14 protein-coding genes and 1 pseudogene are annotated in these 16,760 nt (G+C 36.9%); 13 read left to right on the forward strand and 2 right to left on the reverse strand.

What is annotated here, in order from left to right; genetic code table 11:
• The first annotated feature begins 17 nt into the window (after positions 1–17).
• The 13 genes from IGI67_RS00190 to IGI67_RS00250 all read left to right on the forward strand — a co-directional run bounded on the left by IGI67_RS00190 (position 18) and on the right by IGI67_RS00250 (position 13,932).
• Positions 18–797 (forward strand): hypothetical protein, encoded by a 780-nt coding sequence (locus IGI67_RS00190; RefSeq protein ID WP_429956377.1) that lies wholly within the window; start codon positions 18–20, stop codon positions 795–797.
• Positions 798–2,480, forward strand: a complete 1,683-nt coding sequence (locus IGI67_RS00195) for a hypothetical protein (protein WP_429956378.1) — start codon at positions 798–800, stop codon at positions 2,478–2,480.
• A 123-nt stretch (positions 2,481–2,603) separates the two neighbouring features.
• Complete coding sequence (locus IGI67_RS00200) at positions 2,604–3,344, forward strand: hypothetical protein (protein ID WP_429956379.1); 741 nt, start codon at positions 2,604–2,606, stop codon at positions 3,342–3,344.
• 30 nt (positions 3,345–3,374) lie between these two features.
• Positions 3,375–4,475, forward strand: coding sequence for a hypothetical protein (locus IGI67_RS00205; RefSeq protein ID WP_429956380.1), 1,101 nt, complete (start codon positions 3,375–3,377; stop codon positions 4,473–4,475).
• A 134-nt stretch (positions 4,476–4,609) separates the two neighbouring features.
• On the forward strand, positions 4,610–5,362 hold the full coding sequence (locus tag IGI67_RS00210) for a helix-turn-helix domain-containing protein (protein ID WP_429956381.1): 753 nt from the start codon (positions 4,610–4,612) through the stop codon (positions 5,360–5,362).
• A gap of 77 nt (positions 5,363–5,439) precedes the next feature.
• The gene (locus IGI67_RS00215; RefSeq protein WP_429956382.1) at positions 5,440–6,228 is read left to right on the forward strand and encodes a YveK family protein; all 789 of its coding nucleotides are present in this window, start codon (positions 5,440–5,442) and stop codon (positions 6,226–6,228) included.
• 15 nt (positions 6,229–6,243) lie between these two features.
• Positions 6,244–7,011: a CpsD/CapB family tyrosine-protein kinase gene (locus IGI67_RS00220; RefSeq protein WP_429956383.1), complete on the forward strand. Its 768-nt coding sequence runs from the start codon at positions 6,244–6,246 to the stop codon at positions 7,009–7,011.
• Between the two features lie 149 nt (positions 7,012–7,160).
• Positions 7,161–7,877: a sugar transferase gene (locus IGI67_RS00225; protein ID WP_429956384.1), complete on the forward strand. Its 717-nt coding sequence runs from the start codon at positions 7,161–7,163 to the stop codon at positions 7,875–7,877.
• 11 nt (positions 7,878–7,888) lie between these two features.
• Positions 7,889–9,073, forward strand: coding sequence for a beta 1-4 rhamnosyltransferase Cps2T (gene cps2T, locus IGI67_RS00230; RefSeq protein WP_429956385.1), 1,185 nt, complete (start codon positions 7,889–7,891; stop codon positions 9,071–9,073).
• Between the two features lie 147 nt (positions 9,074–9,220).
• On the forward strand, positions 9,221–10,045 hold the full coding sequence (locus IGI67_RS00235) for a LicD family protein (RefSeq protein ID WP_429956386.1): 825 nt from the start codon (positions 9,221–9,223) through the stop codon (positions 10,043–10,045).
• Between the two features lie 169 nt (positions 10,046–10,214).
• Positions 10,215–11,105: a glycosyltransferase gene (locus IGI67_RS00240; protein ID WP_429956387.1), complete on the forward strand. Its 891-nt coding sequence runs from the start codon at positions 10,215–10,217 to the stop codon at positions 11,103–11,105.
• 24 nt (positions 11,106–11,129) lie between these two features.
• The gene (locus IGI67_RS00245) at positions 11,130–12,482 is read left to right on the forward strand and encodes an O-antigen polymerase (protein ID WP_429956388.1); all 1,353 of its coding nucleotides are present in this window, start codon (positions 11,130–11,132) and stop codon (positions 12,480–12,482) included.
• Between the two features lie 19 nt (positions 12,483–12,501).
• Positions 12,502–13,932 (forward strand): lipopolysaccharide biosynthesis protein, encoded by a 1,431-nt coding sequence (locus IGI67_RS00250; protein WP_429956389.1) that lies wholly within the window; start codon positions 12,502–12,504, stop codon positions 13,930–13,932.
• A gap of 42 nt (positions 13,933–13,974) precedes the next feature.
• Here IGI67_RS00250 and IGI67_RS00255 read toward each other — a convergent pair.
• Positions 13,975–14,076 (reverse strand): annotated as a pseudogene (locus IGI67_RS00255) (hypothetical protein); the annotation flags it as partial.
• Between the two features lie 1,165 nt (positions 14,077–15,241).
• On the reverse strand, positions 15,242–16,486 hold the full coding sequence (locus tag IGI67_RS00260) for a hemolysin family protein (protein WP_429956390.1): 1,245 nt from the start codon (positions 16,484–16,486) through the stop codon (positions 15,242–15,244).
• Between the last annotated feature and the right edge of the window lie 274 nt (positions 16,487–16,760).

The following is a 16,760-nucleotide window of genomic DNA, read 5'->3' on the forward strand; positions in this document are numbered from 1 at the left end:
CTGCTGGAGGAAAGAACATGATAGTAGAAATTTTGGAAATAGTGAGTGGCACCATAGCTATCGGAGTGATCATTTTGATGCTCTTGCGCATTAATCTGGATAGACGCTTTTCAGCTATTCAAAGAGAAGAAGGACAATCTTCTTTGTTTCAACGAAAGATGACTTATGTGAAGAAAATCGAACAAGAAAAGCATATTCATACGTTAATTCGTGGGTGCTTATTGCTGGGAGTCACGATAGTAATAATTGTCAGTGCCCTAGTGATTCTGGTGGATACAAATCAAAAGATGAAAAAGCAGACGAATAAACTAACAGATAGGATCGAAGTGTTGGAGCAACGACAACAACAATTAGCCGCCAGTATTCCATTGAAAAAGTATCCAGAAAAAGGGATTGGTCTAAAAGACTATGATTGGAAAAAGCTAATAGGAGAAAGCAAGGATTCATCCATTCAGAAGCAGATTGAAGACGATCTTTCAAAGCAAACAATTTCCTTTTTTGGTGCTGTGGAACCGACGGTTTCCTTAGCTGTACCTAAAACAATCTCGCTTCAACTGAAGAGTCAAACAGAGGATGATACAGGCAAAGAAGCGATTAAAAAAAATATTGAAGCTTTTGCAAAAGAAGCAGAATCAATACCAGAATTGACAGACATACATGTGCGAATGGTCACCTCTGTCGGTAAATCAAAAAAAGTGATCTACAATGTCAATTATTCACGTGAAAAACCGGGAGAGTCATTCAAGAAAATGAATGTTTCCGAACAGAATCTTAAGAACGATGGTGGGAAAGGCTAAATGGCAGAGAAAAAGAGACGATGGCTTTCAACCGATGCGTTGAAGGAATTTATCAATGAAATTTCAGAAGAAGAGTTACAAGCGGAAGAGCGCTTCAATGAGAAGTTAGACAGTCTAGAGGACCCTTTGGATATACAAGAAAGATTAAATCGGACACTTTTCCAACGAGATCAATTGATAAAAGAACGGGATGAATGGATCAGAATCAATCATAAGAATCAAGAACGAATCAATGTCTTAGAAGAACAGATTCAAAAAATTCAGACAGAAGATGAACAAAAGAAAAAGGAGCGATCTTCAGAACAGGAAATTGTTTTGATGGGAACAATTAGACGTCTTGAAGAAGAATTGGCTACGTTAAAAAGAGAACGATTGATTCATATCCAAGAACTGGAAAACGAAAAAGAAGAATTAAAAGAACGATTAGATGTTGAACAAACTCGCTTTGAAGAGGAATTGAATGATCGAAACGAGCATTGGAAACATAAATTGGAAGAAGCAGAAACAGAGAAAGTGACGATCGAGAAAACATTGGAAACCCTTCAACAACAGTTAGTAGAAAAGGAACAAGAACGTGAAGAATTAACGAACAAGTTGAAAGAGTTGGAAGCAGAAAAAGGTGTCCCGATCGATGAACTAATGAGTGAGCTCGAAGAGCTGAAACAAGACTATCAGTCAGCTCAAAAAAAAAATAGTGACTATGAAAAAGAAGTGGAGCAGCTCAAAAGAGAAGCTCTGGAAAACCAAGAAAAGTTGGAAAAATTTACAAAAAATCTTGAAAGAATAAACGAGCAAGAAAAAGAAATACAGCGATTAGTATCTGAAAAAAAGATATTGGAAGATACGCATCAACAGTTACATAAAGCACATCAAATAGAAAGTCAAAAAAAGGCAGAGCTTAGAGTAGAAAATGACGTGTTACTTGAGCTGATCGAAAAGAAAGACCGAGAGCTACAAGCCTATCAAAACAATGAAACAAAATTAAATCAACTTTTAGAGGAACGATTGATTGAGAACAATCAATTAGAAGTGGAGGATTCACAAATGGAAGCTGGCGAACAAGGACAAACACAAGAAGAGGTAAAAGAAGCACCAGAGCAAGAGTCCACAGAGATGACCGAAGATGTGGAAAAATTAGTGGCCGAAAAAGAGGCACTTAATAGCGCCTTGTTTGATGCCCATGAAGAGATTTCGAAATTTGAAGAGAAAATGGCCCATCTGGAAGAGCTTGAAGCAGAGAAAGAAACATTAGAACATCGTCTGGAAAATGCACAAGCGGAATTATCAGATTTACAAGAACAAAAATCAGAAGAAGAAAGTTTGGAATTGCTTCAAACAAAGGAACAAGTGAAAGAATTACTTGATAAAAATGAGCAATTAAAAAAAGAAGTGGTGCAATCGCAACAAGAAATTGGAGAAGTTCTAATCTCTGCCAAGAAACAAGCGAATCGAACAATTGAAGAGGCACAGGCAGAAGCGAAACATATGATCAATTCGGCAGAACTAGAGCTGGAAACAATTGGTAATCGAGCAAAAAAAATTCTGATCGAGGTCTCTGAATCTAGAAAAAGTGTTCTTTCCATTTATGATGAGTTGGAATTTAAGGTGGAATCCCTCTCAAATGGAACGTTATTAAAAGAAATCAAAAAGAAAAAACAAGAAGAAGGTAATCGACTGTTTTGATTCCAGTAGTAACATGTGTAGAGAAAAAATTTTGCAAGAGACACCTTAGGTGCTTCTAAATAGTAGTTAGAAAGACGAATGAATCACTAGATAACGAAACCAAAGAGAGAGGATAGAGAACGTTTGATCATTAATTGGATTAGCGTGGGACTGGTCATTGTCATACTGATTGTTTGGTTTCGACGAATGATTATTAAGGTGCAATTACAACGACTTCAATTGCCACCAAATACCCCAGTCTCCTTCCAACGTAAGTTGGATTATGTGAAGCAAGCAGAACAAGAAAAACATGTATCGGCTTTACTGATAGTGGCAATAGTTCTAGCCATGGGATTATTATTAACGACTTACAGTCTCTTTCAATTGGAAGAGCAACTGCAGGTGGTCACGGATCGAAGTAATCAATTAAAAGATGAACTATACACGTTAAAAAAAGAACAAAAACAAATTATCACAAAAATGCCCATCAAAGCCTATCCTGCAAAAGGGATCGGCTTGAAGGAGTATCCATGGGATGAATTATTTTCGAAAGAAAATCGTGAACGGCAATACGAAATAGAAAGTGACATATCTTCGAAAGTAAGTCCGTACTTTGGATTATCAACCACATTGATCGTATTAGATATTCCAAGCCAGACATTAAATATTGCATTAGCAGGTGATTCTGGAAGTGAGGATAACCGCAAACAGATCAAAGACAATATCAAAGCTTTTGCAAAAGAAGCAAAGGCTGTTTCAAAATTGACACAAATCACATTCCAAATGAATCTGATGAATGATAAGAACAAGAAAAAAACATATAGCTGTACATTCTCACGAGACAAACCAGATGAAGAGTTTACATTAATTCAAGAAGATGACTAAGGAAAGAAAAAGAAGATAGGAGTGGCTAACATGCATACACAACAAAAAAAGAATGGTTGGTTTTTTAATAAGAATATCATTGATGAAATCAATTCTGTTCCTGAGGAACAGGTGATGTATGACGAACAAGAACCGGTTAAATCGGTTCCACAAGGAAAGAAATTTTCCGACGATTTTGAGAAAGTAAAGAATGAATTGACAGAAAAAGAAGAGGAAATCGAGCGGTTAAAGAAAGAAAATGAATTAGAGAAACAACGTCTAGTTCGTGAGAATGAACAATATAAGCGATCTATTCTACGAGCGGGAGAGGAAAAAGCTGAAGCGCGCCGTCAAGTTCAAGATTTAGAAACAGAAGTGCGCCGAAGTCGTCAAGAAATACAGCGTTTAACAGAGGAATCCGCCTCAGGAGAGCATAAGATTCAATTAGAGAAAGCAACTAATGAAGTTAAAACTTTGAAAGATCTATTGGAGAATTATAAGGGAGTGGAAGCTGAATTAAAAGAAGCCAAGCAGCAATATCATGAATTGACATTGACACAAAAAGAAGAAGAGCTGCATCGTTTTGAAAAAGTTCAAAATCTTGAAACACAGGTGAATCAACTAACTGCAGATTTGTCGAATAAGGAAGAACAGATTACCCAATTGAATCAATCTATTTTCAATAAGGAGCAACAAGTACGCGAAAAAGAAGAACAAATGAGACGTTTGATCGACGATCAAAACCATCAAAATGCGGTGATCGAAGGAGAACTGGTGACAGAGCTTCAGCATGAAATTATGATGCTTCAAAAAGAAAACGATCAATTGAAGGAAGAATCTATTCATTCGCAGCATGAAATCGGTGAAGTTTTAATCTCTGCGCGTAAACAGGCCAATCGAATGGTCGAAAAAGCGAAGATTGATGCCCAACGAATTATTCAAGAATCGCAAAGTGAGCTACAAACGATTCAAGAACGAGCAAAAGAAGTATCGTATGAAGTTGATGAATCCCGCCAAGCGATTCTAAGCATTTACGAAGAACTAAAAAGTCGTGTGGATCATTTGGCGCACGATGATGTTCATGATTTTGAAGAGATGAAGAGTCGCTATGAGTATCCTAAAGTTTCTGTGATGCCAAGGAAAGAGTACTAATAAATTTTTGGGAGAGCGGTGCAAGCAAAGTCATGACGTCCTGCTTCTCGGCTCTCTTTCTTGTGTCCGCTATTTTTCTATATATGAATTATTCGGTCATTAGGAGTGAATATCTATCTAAAGGAGAGAAAAAAATGAATCAAGTATTGATTTTGACTAGAAATATTTTATCAGATCAGGAAACTCAGAGAAAACTGCAGTCGTTGAATTATGAAGTGTTTAGTTCAACTAAACTATTTGATTACTGTAGTAAAAATAGAGAAGGTTTAGATGTTTTGCATTTCTTTCAATATATTATTTTAAGTGAAACTATTTGTGAATCAGAAGTTGATGACTTAGGTCCTGTTTTGAAAGGATATTCCGATCATATTATTCGAAAAGTAGAAAATGAAGAAGCTGCCAAACAAGCGGACTATTACAAGAGAGGTATCGTATCTGGTCTGATCACAACCAATGATTCAATTGATGAGTTGCGGGAACGACTAGCTCAATTGAAATCGACATCGAAGACGGGCATAGCTAATCAAAAAATGATCGTTGAAGCAAAGGAATATGGAAAAGGAAAGCTATCTATGAATAGACTGGAGGTTCGGTCTATTTTAAATCGACTTTCAAAAAACGAATTGAAGGTGTTGTCTGCTCTTTTACAGAATGAAGACCGTGTTGTAACAAGAGAAGAGATCTGTGAAAGAGTTTGGGGAGAATCCATTAGCAATTCGCAATTAGCATCACTTTCATCCATTACTTCGAGACTTAAAACGAAATTTTCAAAGATGAATCTAGATCAATCAGCAATTCAAACTTTTTGGGGACGAGGATATCAACTTGACTTTCAGTTGATCGAGTTGTTAAAGGAGGAAGATTGGTTAAATCATATTGATTACTAACAATGGAAAGCCTCAGATGAAAAACAGATGTGAAACGATCAATAAAACAGTGGATCGTTTCCCGAGAGGGAATTTAAATGGAAGATAGCCTTAATTTAAATGAATTGATTCAGGTTTTGAAAAAGAAGATACGATTGATTTTAGGGACAACGATTATTGGGATCGTGATCGCGACAATTGTAACTTTCTTCTTATTAACACCGAAATACGAGTCTGCAGCACAATTGATTGTTCAAAATGAGCAGACAGAAAATGGGAATACGAATCTACAAAATGATATCAACGGCAATGTTCTGATGGTTAATACCTATAAGGACATGATAAAAGGCGATATCGTTATTGATGCTGTACAAAAGAATCTACGTGAAGAGTATCAGTACACTTACAGTAACAAAGAACTAAAAGAGATGATTGAAATCGAGCAAACACAAAATTCTCAAATGTTTCAGATTATCGTGACATCTTCGGAACCAAAAAAGGCAGCCCGGATTGTAAATGTAACTGCGACAACCTTTCAAGAAATAGCCGAGGATGTGTTGGAAGTGAGCAAAGTAACTATTACTTCTAAAGGAATGATTCCGACGGAATCCGTTTTCCCAAACACTAAACTGAGCTTATTGATTGGTGCGCTATTGGGATTAACAGTGGGAATCGTCAGTGCATTTGTATCAGAATTTTTTGATGATACAGTGAAGGATCGACGATACGTAACAGAAAATTTAGTTTTTCCGATTCTCGGTGATGTCTCTGAAATCAATCCAGAAGAGCTAAGTGATCATCGTGGAACAAGGACACCGGAGCAAGGAACTATAAAACGTACTCTTGCGGCTAGAACGGTTCTTAATCGACATCGAGAACGTTTATAAGGAGCATATAGTTAGATGGAAAATAAGGAACAATTGATTGCCCCAGTGGATTTAGTAGCAGCACTTAATCCATATTCTGCAATTTCTGAGCAATATCGAAAAATTCGAACGAATATTGAATTTTCAACTGCCGATAAAAAAATTAAGTCACTAGTGGTGACTTCGTCTGGCCCATCCGAAGGAAAGACAACAACGGCTGCGAATTTAGCGATTGTTTTTGCCAATGCGGGAAATCGAGTGGCTTTAGTTGATGCCGATTTAAGAAGACCAAATGTTGCTTTGAGTTTTGGTATACCAAATGTTAACGGACTGAGCAATTATTTGACCGAAAAAAATTCAACGAGTGCGAATTTCTTATCTGAGACCGAGGTGAAGAATGTCTATATGACCCAAAGTCATGCACAAGTAGGTAGTCGTTTAGTTGCAACAAGTGTTGAAAACCTGTATTTGATTCCCAGTGGTCCAACGCCTCCAAATCCTTCGGAATTGCTAAATTCCAATCGAATGAAGGAATTGATTGAAATTTTGACAGAATCGTTTGATTTAGTGATTTTTGATATGCCGCCAGTGGTGATGGTGGCAGACGCACAAATTTTATCTTCATACGTCGATGGCACGATTTTAGTCGTGCGAGAACGAGTAGCGAAAAAACAAAATTTACTGGAAGCAAAGAAACTGTTGGAAATGGTCAATGCAAAGGTGATCGGTGTGGTTTATAACGGGGTCAACAAAAAAAATGAGGCTTATTATTATGGAACGGAAAGAACGAAAAAGGGGAAATAAACACTCTATATTTCTCACTTATTCGTTAAGCTACTTACGAAGAAAATGCCATCATATCTGGAAGTCATATTCTATTAGTCAATCAAAAAATGTTCAAATGTTTTGCATTCGTAAATTTTGAATGCTCATTATTGTTGGAGGAGTTAGGGATGAAGAATGAAAATAATTTTGGGTATATAGGAAGCGTAAAAAGCCGTAGATATGACGATCAAAGGCACTTCCAGTTGAATCAATTCGATCAATTGAATCTGGAAAAGAGAAGATTTTATACATTTTTCAAGCGGTCAATTGATCTATTTTTTAGCTTAATTGGCTTAATTTTTCTTTCACCGATTATGTTGTGGGTGGCTTATAAAGTACATAAAGAAGATCCAGAGGCTCCTATAATTTTTACACAAGAACGGATCGGTCAAGATGGTAACTCCTTCACAATGTATAAATTTCGCTCAATGCATGGGGATGCGGAGAAGCAATTAGAAGAACTTCTTGATCAAAATGAAGTCAAAGGACCGATGTTCAAAATGAAAGAGGATCCTCGAGTCACTGAATTTGGAAAACTTATCCGACGAACAAGCTTGGACGAATTTCCACAACTGGTGAATGTCATTAAAGGTGAAATGAGTTTAATCGGACCACGGCCCGCTTTAAAAAGAGAAGTGATCAATTACACACCCCATGATCGAAAACGTTTGTTAGTAAAGCCCGGTTGTTCTGGTTTGTGGCAAGTCAGTGGGCGAAGTGAGGTTCATTTTGAGGAAATGGTCGCATTTGATATCGAATATATTCAGAAACGAAGTTTCTGGTACGACATTCGACTCATCCTAAAGACAATAAAAGTAATGATAAAACCAGAGGGTGCGTATTAAGGAGTCACAAAATGGAAGAAAAGCAACACGTTTATATCATAGGATCAAAGGGAATTCCTGCCCATTATGGAGGATTTGAAACATTTGTGGAGCAGCTGACAAGTCATCAAGTAGACAAAAGGATACAATATCATGTTGCGTGCATGACTGAAAATTCAGAAAAATCAGATATTAATCAAAAGCACTTTGAGTATAATCACGCGAAGTGCTTTAACATTGATGTGCCCAAAATTGGTCCTGCCAGGGCAATCTATTACGATGTCTTAGCGCTGAATTTTGCTATACAGTTAGCAAAAGTGAACCGAGACAAGCACCCCATATTCTATGTTTTAGCTTGTCGAATCGGTCCTTTTATAGGTCGTATGAAAAAGCGTATTGAAGCTCTGGGCGGTCGCTTGTTTGTCAATCCAGATGGACATGAATGGTTACGAGCAAAGTGGGCATATCCTGTTCGAAGGTACTGGAAGTATTCTGAACGACTAATGGTGAAACATGCCGATTTACTGATCTGTGACAGTCAAACAATCGAGAACTATATTCAAGAGACGTATCGTTCTTACGAACCAGAGACGACTTATCTAGCTTATGGAACCGATTTAGAGAAATCTGAATTGGACGAAAGTGACTCAGAAGTTCGTGAATGGTATCAAGAAAATGACGTATCCCTACGGGAATATTATTTAGTTGTTGGTCGATTTGTCCCAGAAAATAATTACGAAACCGTGATTCGTGAATTCATGAAGTCTGAAACAACAAAGGATCTGGTCTTGATTACGAATAATGAGCAGCACGGTTATTACACCAAGCTACGAAAGGAGACAGCGTTTGATTCCGATCCGCGAATCAAATTTGTGGGCACAGTCTATAATCAAGAGCTACTAAAATACATTCGAGAGCATGCTTTTGCTTATATCCATGGTCATGAAGTAGGAGGAACTAATCCGTCCCTCTTAGAAGCGATGGCGTTAACAAAATTGAATCTGTTGTTAGATGTTGGCTTCAATCGAGAAGTTGGGAGAAATTCCGCTGTGTATTGGAAAAAGAATGGCACCTTACATCAAATGATTACAGGATTAGACTCACCATTAGAAGAGCTGATGACCCTTAAAGGATTGAAGAAACCTGAACATATTGACACAGAGTTCTCATGGGAAACAATCGTTGCTTCTTATGAAGATCTATTAATGAAATTTTGATCTATGAAACTGATTTTGAACATGTAAAGGATAGTAGAATCAAAAATTATTAACAAGAAGGTACTAGCAGACGAGGGGTTTCCAAAGGAAACAATGAACGATAAAGCAGTATACATTGTCTAATAGTAAGTCAAGAGGAGCGAGTGAATGGAAGAGGAGAGTCAGCTACGAAGACTCCAAATGTTGGAATTGGAAGCATTAATAGAGTTACGAGCATTTTGCCAAATGCATGGTATGGATTTTTTTTTACGTGGCGGCAGTGTTATGGGGGCAGTAAAATACAGTGGTTTTGTCCCGTGGGATGACGACGCAGATATTGCCATTTTTAGGAAAGATTATGATCGATTCATTGAGTTGACGGCTGCGAATGAATGGTCAGAAAAATTTGAGGTGGTTAGCTATAAATACAATCCAGAGATTCATTGCTATTTCCCAAGGGTATTGTTAAAAGAGGCCATCCGAAAGAAGGAAGGCCTACCGAAAAACAATCATTTGGGATTAAGTATGATCGATATTCTTCCCATTGATGGTAGTCCGAATTCATCTATATTAAAAACTTTCTATTATACACGGATCTATGTGTATCGCGCGCTTGCAGGGGTATGGACAATGGGTATCGAAGATACGGTTAGCATGCATGATTCAACAAAGAAGAAGGTCTTGTCCTTTTTAAAACAAATTCGGATCCATCGCTTGTATTCACAGGTGTCTATCTATGAACGATTGGATCGTTTATACACTAAATATCCACTTGAACAGTCAAAGGATATAGGCACAATTACTGGTTCATTGTACAAAAAAGAGATTCTTCCTCGAGAGTGGTGGGGGAATGGGGAAGAACTCGCTTTTGAAAATCATCGATTTCTTGTTCCAGTGAATTACAACGACTATTTGAAGCAATTATATGGGGAGAACTATCTAACATATACTCCGAGTGTCACGCAACAAGAAGAGAAAAAGCATATTAAGTAGACTGTCAAGAGAGTAAATGGCATGTGTCAATGAATGAGAAGGGGCGAAATATTTTTAGCTGTAGAATCTTCTTTTGAATACACATAGTATTGTATACTTAGATTTCTATTGACTGTCTAGTCAATGGAAGAAGAACGAATCTACATGAATAATTTTTTGGAGGGATCCCATGTTTTGTTTTGTCGTGTTGCATTATCTGGTTAAAGAAGAAACGATTTTATGCGTGAATAGTATTCTGCAATTGATAGGAGAAAAGCGAATCATTATCGTAGATAATGCGTCACCAAATGGTTCTGGAAAAGAGTTAGAACAGATCTATTCTGAAGTGCCCAACATTGATGTGATCGTCTTGCCAGAAAACGTTGGATTTGCGAAGGGAAATAATGCTGGTTACCTATATGCAAAAAAAATTTATCAACCAGAAAGTATTGTGATCATGAATAATGATATCCAAATTGCTCAGCAGGATTTTATTATTACAGCCAAAGAACTCTATAAAGCGGAGAAGTATGCGGTTTTGGGTCCGGATGTCTATGCGACATCTTTGAATATCCATCAAAGTCCGAAGCGATTGACGCATTACACACAGGAGGAAGTCCATCGGCTTTTGAAGCAGTATGAAAAGAAATGTTCACAAAAAAGGCTAACGAGAATTAAGTGCCGAATCAAGCGAGTAAAAGCATTAAAACGTTTTGTGTACCATCGGCGAATCAAGAGAAATCTTATTGATCATCGAAATACTTATTACGATGTCCCGTTGCATGGGTCTTGTTTGATCTTCTCAGAACCCTTTATTCAACAACGGGATTACGCTTTTTTCAACGAGACATTTATGTATTATGAGACAGAAATTCTTGACTATGAGTGTCAAAAAAAGAAGTTTAAAACGATGTATACACCTCGACTACAGGTTTTGCATCATCACAACGTTGCTACAAATCAAACTTTTCAATCGGATATTCAGAGAACAGTGTTTATGAATACAACGATCCGAGAATCGTTGTCAGCATTCCATACATTGATGGAAAAAGATGGGGCAGAGGAAATCTTTTCTGAATGATCATTGGAAAATTGGAGGAAGAATGTGTTGATTTTTGTTCTATTTATTATTGAGATTCTTTTGATTTTCTTGGCATTTTATCTTATGGGGTATGATCTGTTTAGACCTTCGGTCGTTTTTCTGTCTGTCTTTGCCCTAAGCACTTTTTTTGCCTTATTAAATGTCTTCAATTGGCGAATTGATTATCTACCAAAGACGCTTGCGATTATGGTAACTGGTTTCTTACTTGCAATCGTGGTGGATTATTTGGTCTACCTTTTTCATTCGCGATCTATTGGGCGTTCACAGGAATTACAAGTATTAGTGATTGAAAAATGGAAGGTTTTTGTCATTTTGCTTGTTCAACTAGCGGCTCTTTTTTTGTATTACAAGGAGATCAAACGTCTGGCAGTTATTAGCGGGTATGTTGAAGGCGCAAATCTTTTGTGGCATTTTAGGAATGCGACTTCTTATACAGCCGAGGCATCCATCAGTGGGTTCGTGAGTTTGTTTGTAAAAACTTCTGATGCCATAGGTTATGTGTTTACCTTTGTGTTTATTCAAAATACCTTGTCCAAAAAAATCAAGTTGAGATCGTATTATTTTTATCTTTTCCCCATTGTTTTGTTTGCGATTCGAGTCTTGATGGGCTCTGGAAGACAAGAGTTATTACGATGGGTGGCCTTTTCTGTCGTGATTAGTTATATTCTTTTGCACTATCGTTCTGGCTGGTCCACAAAGAAACTTTCTTTTCGATATATGAAAAAGATTGTGGTGATTCTACCAATTACACTGGGTCTTTTTTATGTTGCGGCGAATGTCATTGGCCGGGAAACGACACGTACCTTTTTTCAATATATTTCAACTTATGCCGGAGGTTCGATTCAGCACTTTAATCAGTACTTAACTGAACGTCCTTTAGTTGTGGAAAAACATTTTGGCGCAGAGACCTTTCCTGCAGTCTACTCATTTCTTCATCGTTTAGGTGTGACTCATTACACACGAAGTGTGCATCTTGAAATGCGCCAGTTGGGGATCACACAAGGAAATATTTACACTTTTTTTCGTCGGCCGTATCATGACTTCGGTTTACTTGGAATGTGTCTGATGGTATTTTTCGTGCTCCTTCTATTCTCCTTATGGTACTCCTCTTTCAAGAAAAAAACACTTGGTCCAAGGACCAATTACTCGATGATCTGTTATAGTTATCTTTTTTACTGGATTGTTCTTGCTTCTATTGAAAATTACGCAATCGGTTTGATTTCACTAGGAACAGTGATGACGTTACTTCTTATCAAGCTGGTCTATTTTTTCTTATTTGGTTTTTCTTTGAAAAGATGGAGACCTCACATAGGCCATTTTGACCCTCTTGAGAAGGAATCGTCTATTCTAAAATGATGGAAAAGTGAGGGTACCTTTGAATACGAAAGCGAAGAATCTATTAAAGAATATTCATTATACTGTCACAGCGAACGTTCTTGTTTTAACAATCTCAGTTTTATTAAACCTATTTGTCCCCAAATTTATTGGGGTAGAGGATTATAGTTATTGGCAACTCTATGTTTTCTATTCTTCCTATGTGGGCTTTTTTCATCTCGGTTGGTTAGACGGCATCTACTTGAAGATTGGTGGGAAAAAGTACGAGGAATTGGATAAATCAACATTAGGGAGCCAGTTTTGGTACTTCTTCATATTTGAATGTGGTTTATCACTGGTGTTCAGTCTGTTTGTTTGTTTATTGCCAATTTCAGAACCTAAGGTTCCTATTCTATTATTTACAGCACTTGTTTCAATCATTAGAAACTGTACGACGTTCATTCTTTACATCCTGCAATCCACGAATCGAATCAAAGAATATGCCCAGGTATCAAGAAATGACCGGTATGTTTACTTAGTTTTTTTAAGTGTCTATCTCTTTTATGGTGGGAGAAATTATCTCTTACTGATTCAACTTGATGTTCTGGCGCGTCTTCTTGTGACGATTTGGGGATTCCTCAAACTGAAAGATCTCTTTTTCTCTAAACCTTTAAGCGTTTCATCCCTTCGACAAGAAATTTTCCACAATGTCAAAGTTGGTAGCAATCTCATGATTAGTAATATCATGGGCATGTTGATTATTGGGGTTTCTAGAGTTCTGATTGAACTACATTGGACTGTTGAGACCTTTGGAAAACTGTCTCTGACTTTAGGAATTTCAAACCTATTTATGACCTTTATCAACGCAGTAGGAGTGGTGTTGTTTCCGTTGTTGAGACGAACGAATCCTCAAAAATTAAGCGCGCTTTATCAGACCCTTCGGGCAGTGTTTGTGCCAATTTCTTATAGTCTTCTACTTGTATATTATCCGTTGAAGTTGATTCTAGAAAGTTGGTTGCCAGCATACAAACAAAGTTTTCTGTTTATGGGCATTTTATTTCCGATGATTCTTTTTGAAGGCAGAATGTCTCTTCTTGTAACAACGTATTTAAAAACGATCAGAAAAGAGAAACTGATTCTCTCCGCCAATGTGGTAGCATTATTATTTTCAGTTGTTGGATCATTCACCGCGATTTTTTATTTGGAGAGTCTATTAGGAGCAGTCGGGATAATTGTTCTTAGTTCAGCGATTCGTTGTGTGATTGGTGAGATTCTTTTAGCCAGAGCGATAAAGTTGAAGATAATAAAACCATTAGTGATCGAACTGACCTTGACCATTATTTTCATTTTTGGAAATAGTTGGCTGCGAGAACTGACAAGTTTTATTTGTTATAGCAGTTGTTTTTTGGTGTATGTATTCTATGATCGTTCTTCATTTTTAAGTAACTTGAAACGATTAGTGAGACTTTCAAAAGTGGACCAGAGTCAATAGCTGAGACATTTTTTACGAGAGATTTTTTAAGTTGAGCAGCCTTTATCTCTTTTTTAAATTCAACAGAGACAAATAAGTTAACGCACTGTGAATTCTACAGTTGTTATAAAATCCTTGAACATAACTGAAAATTTGTTGCCTTGCTTCCTCAAGTTTTTTCTACAATAGCTGTTTTCAGGGTACGATAGAAGTAATAATCGATAATTTTTCTTGAATGAAGATCCATTATGGTTGAAAGGTAGCATCATCCATCTTCTAGCGTATGAATGTATGTGATATTAGCCACCCATTTTTGATTTAAGCTAGTAGTAGAAAGATCTTTCTTCAATAAATTTTGATAGTTTCTCAAGAGTTTCTTGGTAGGCTTACCAGCTTTGATTTTCTTAATGACAACAGATTTAATCTTTTGGCGCTTCATTGATCTTTAAATACGTTTTATACTGATTTTCCGATAGTACCCGCCTCTAGATATGCCAAGCAACCGACACATCTTTGATTCACTGTGATGACCTGCTTAGCTTTCTTGACGAATGAATTTAAGAAGTTCAATTTCTTTGCCAGCAGGCCGAGTGCTTTTTAAAGATGAAGATTTCTTTATCTTTTTCTTTAAATTCATTCGTGTGGTGTTTTAGCATAACGAGATACCTTTCTTTGAAGTTAGTTTACCCTCTCTCAAAATCTGACTCAACTTCTATCCCAAAATCCATGATACTCTGGGCACTCTCACCATAAAATCGTATTAAATAAATTTTCAACAGCATGAGATAAGAATCTAATAGAAGTATAGAGAAATGTTTGTAAACAATATTTGTTTCACATTAGATGTTAGATTTGTTGAATGCAATAATAATTCAGGAAATTCAGTGAAATTATTTTTCAATTTTTTTGATTCCAAAATACTGATTTTAGTTGTTGAAAATTCTTAAGGAAATTCAGATGGAAAAACCTTTTTGCATAACCTGTCCGTTGTGATATTTTTACCTGTCTAATCCCTGTCTGTTGTAAATTTTAAGAAGAATCAAGAGAGTCAAATTTTACTTTACGCTCCATTCTATCAGTTTGTAGAGTGTACCAGTGCTATCAGAAAATTCGAAACTATGAATGGAAGGGTCTGTGGGGTAATACGTGTTTATTTGCTAGAATCCTTGATATGTGAGGCTTCTAGCTTTTTTAATAGAATTCTTTTATGATGGAATAATACTCGGACATATAAAACAAGTCTCGTCATGAAATACGGTGACGAGACTTGTTCAATATATTAGTAAAAAACTAAATCAGGATTATCTATCGTTTTCATAATTAGCAACAGCTATCCATCCACAACAATTGGTTGAACTACCACTTCCTCAATCCTGCGATTCCTCATCTTTGAAATAGTCATCTTCAACCCATCTAACTGAATGGATTCACCCTCCATGGGGATTCGTTCGATTGACGCTAAAATATAGCCTGCGACTGAGATAGAGTTCGTGGTATTAGAAATATCGAACAGCTCCTCCAGACAATCGAAGTCCGATCGTCCATTTACCAAGAAGCTACCATCTGCCAGTTTGTAATAATCCAGTTCCTTATTATCATATTCATCCCAGATCTCTCCAACCAATTCTTCAATGATATCTTCTAACGTAACAAGTCCTGCAGTCCCACCATATTCATCAATAATAATTGCTATATGGATTTGATCGGCTTGAAATTTCTTCATCAGCTCCGAAATCTTCATACTTTTTGGGATAAAGCTGATTGGTTTGACGATATCTTTTAAGCTTTTTCCCTCTTTTAGTACATGGTAGTAAAAATCTTTTTGATTCACCACGCCGGTCACATCATCTATGCTGTCCTGACAATAGGGTAGGCGAGATAAACCGGAAGATTCAAATATATCTGCTATTTCATCTATACTCTTTTTACTGTTAATAGAAATGATATCCGTACGGGGAACAAAAATCTTTTGGACTTCCAGATCGTTAAATGCGACTACACTTTTGATTAGAAGCTCATCATCCTCATCGATCGAACCTTCTTGCGCCGCTTCTTCTACAAGAATCAACAATTCATCTTCGGTGATGGAAGGAGTCGCTTCTTTATTTGGTAACAGTTTTATCAGTCCGATTTTTAAGACAGCGAAAAAGAGTGTCAGTGGATAAAAAATGGTCACTAAAACTTTTAGTGGGCGGGCAACCGCAAGCGCAAAAGTCTCAGGAGATTCTTTTGCCAATGTTTTAGGAAATATCTCCCCAAAAATTAACACTAGAATCGTCATCACAACCGTCGACAGCGTCACGCCGATGTTACCGAAATAGCGTACAAAAAGTACAGTTGCAATCGAAGAACTTGCGATATTAACGATGTTGTTCCCAACCAGGATTGCTGACAAGAGACGATCAAAATTATGAAACAATTCCAAAACGCTCCTTGCTTTATCATTTCCTTCCTCTGCCAATTTAGTAATTCTGATTCGATTCAGTGAAGAATAAGCTGTTTCACTTGAAGAAAAGAACGCTGATAAAGCCAGTAATATTGCCAATACAACAAGCATGATACTCAAATTATCCAAAAAGTTTCCTCCTTATATTTTTCAACCAATGCAAAAAAGCACCCTGTATGCAAACAGCGCACGTTGAAATCACCATCATAAAACACACGATTATCTTTTTCTATACACAACGAGTCCTCGTCGTCCAAAATATCATTTCTCCTATCATAGTTAAAAACTCTTTAATTAACCGTATCGTAGTCTAAATTGAATGTCAAGATAGGATTCAATCCCAAATTCATAAGTTAGAGACGATTGTTCATTTATTGAAAGGGTTAGTTAGTTGATGCAAAGG

Source organism: Enterococcus sp. AZ196, from assembly GCF_050498845.1.
Lineage (GTDB): Bacteria > Bacillota > Bacilli > Lactobacillales > Enterococcaceae > Enterococcus_A > Enterococcus_A murrayae.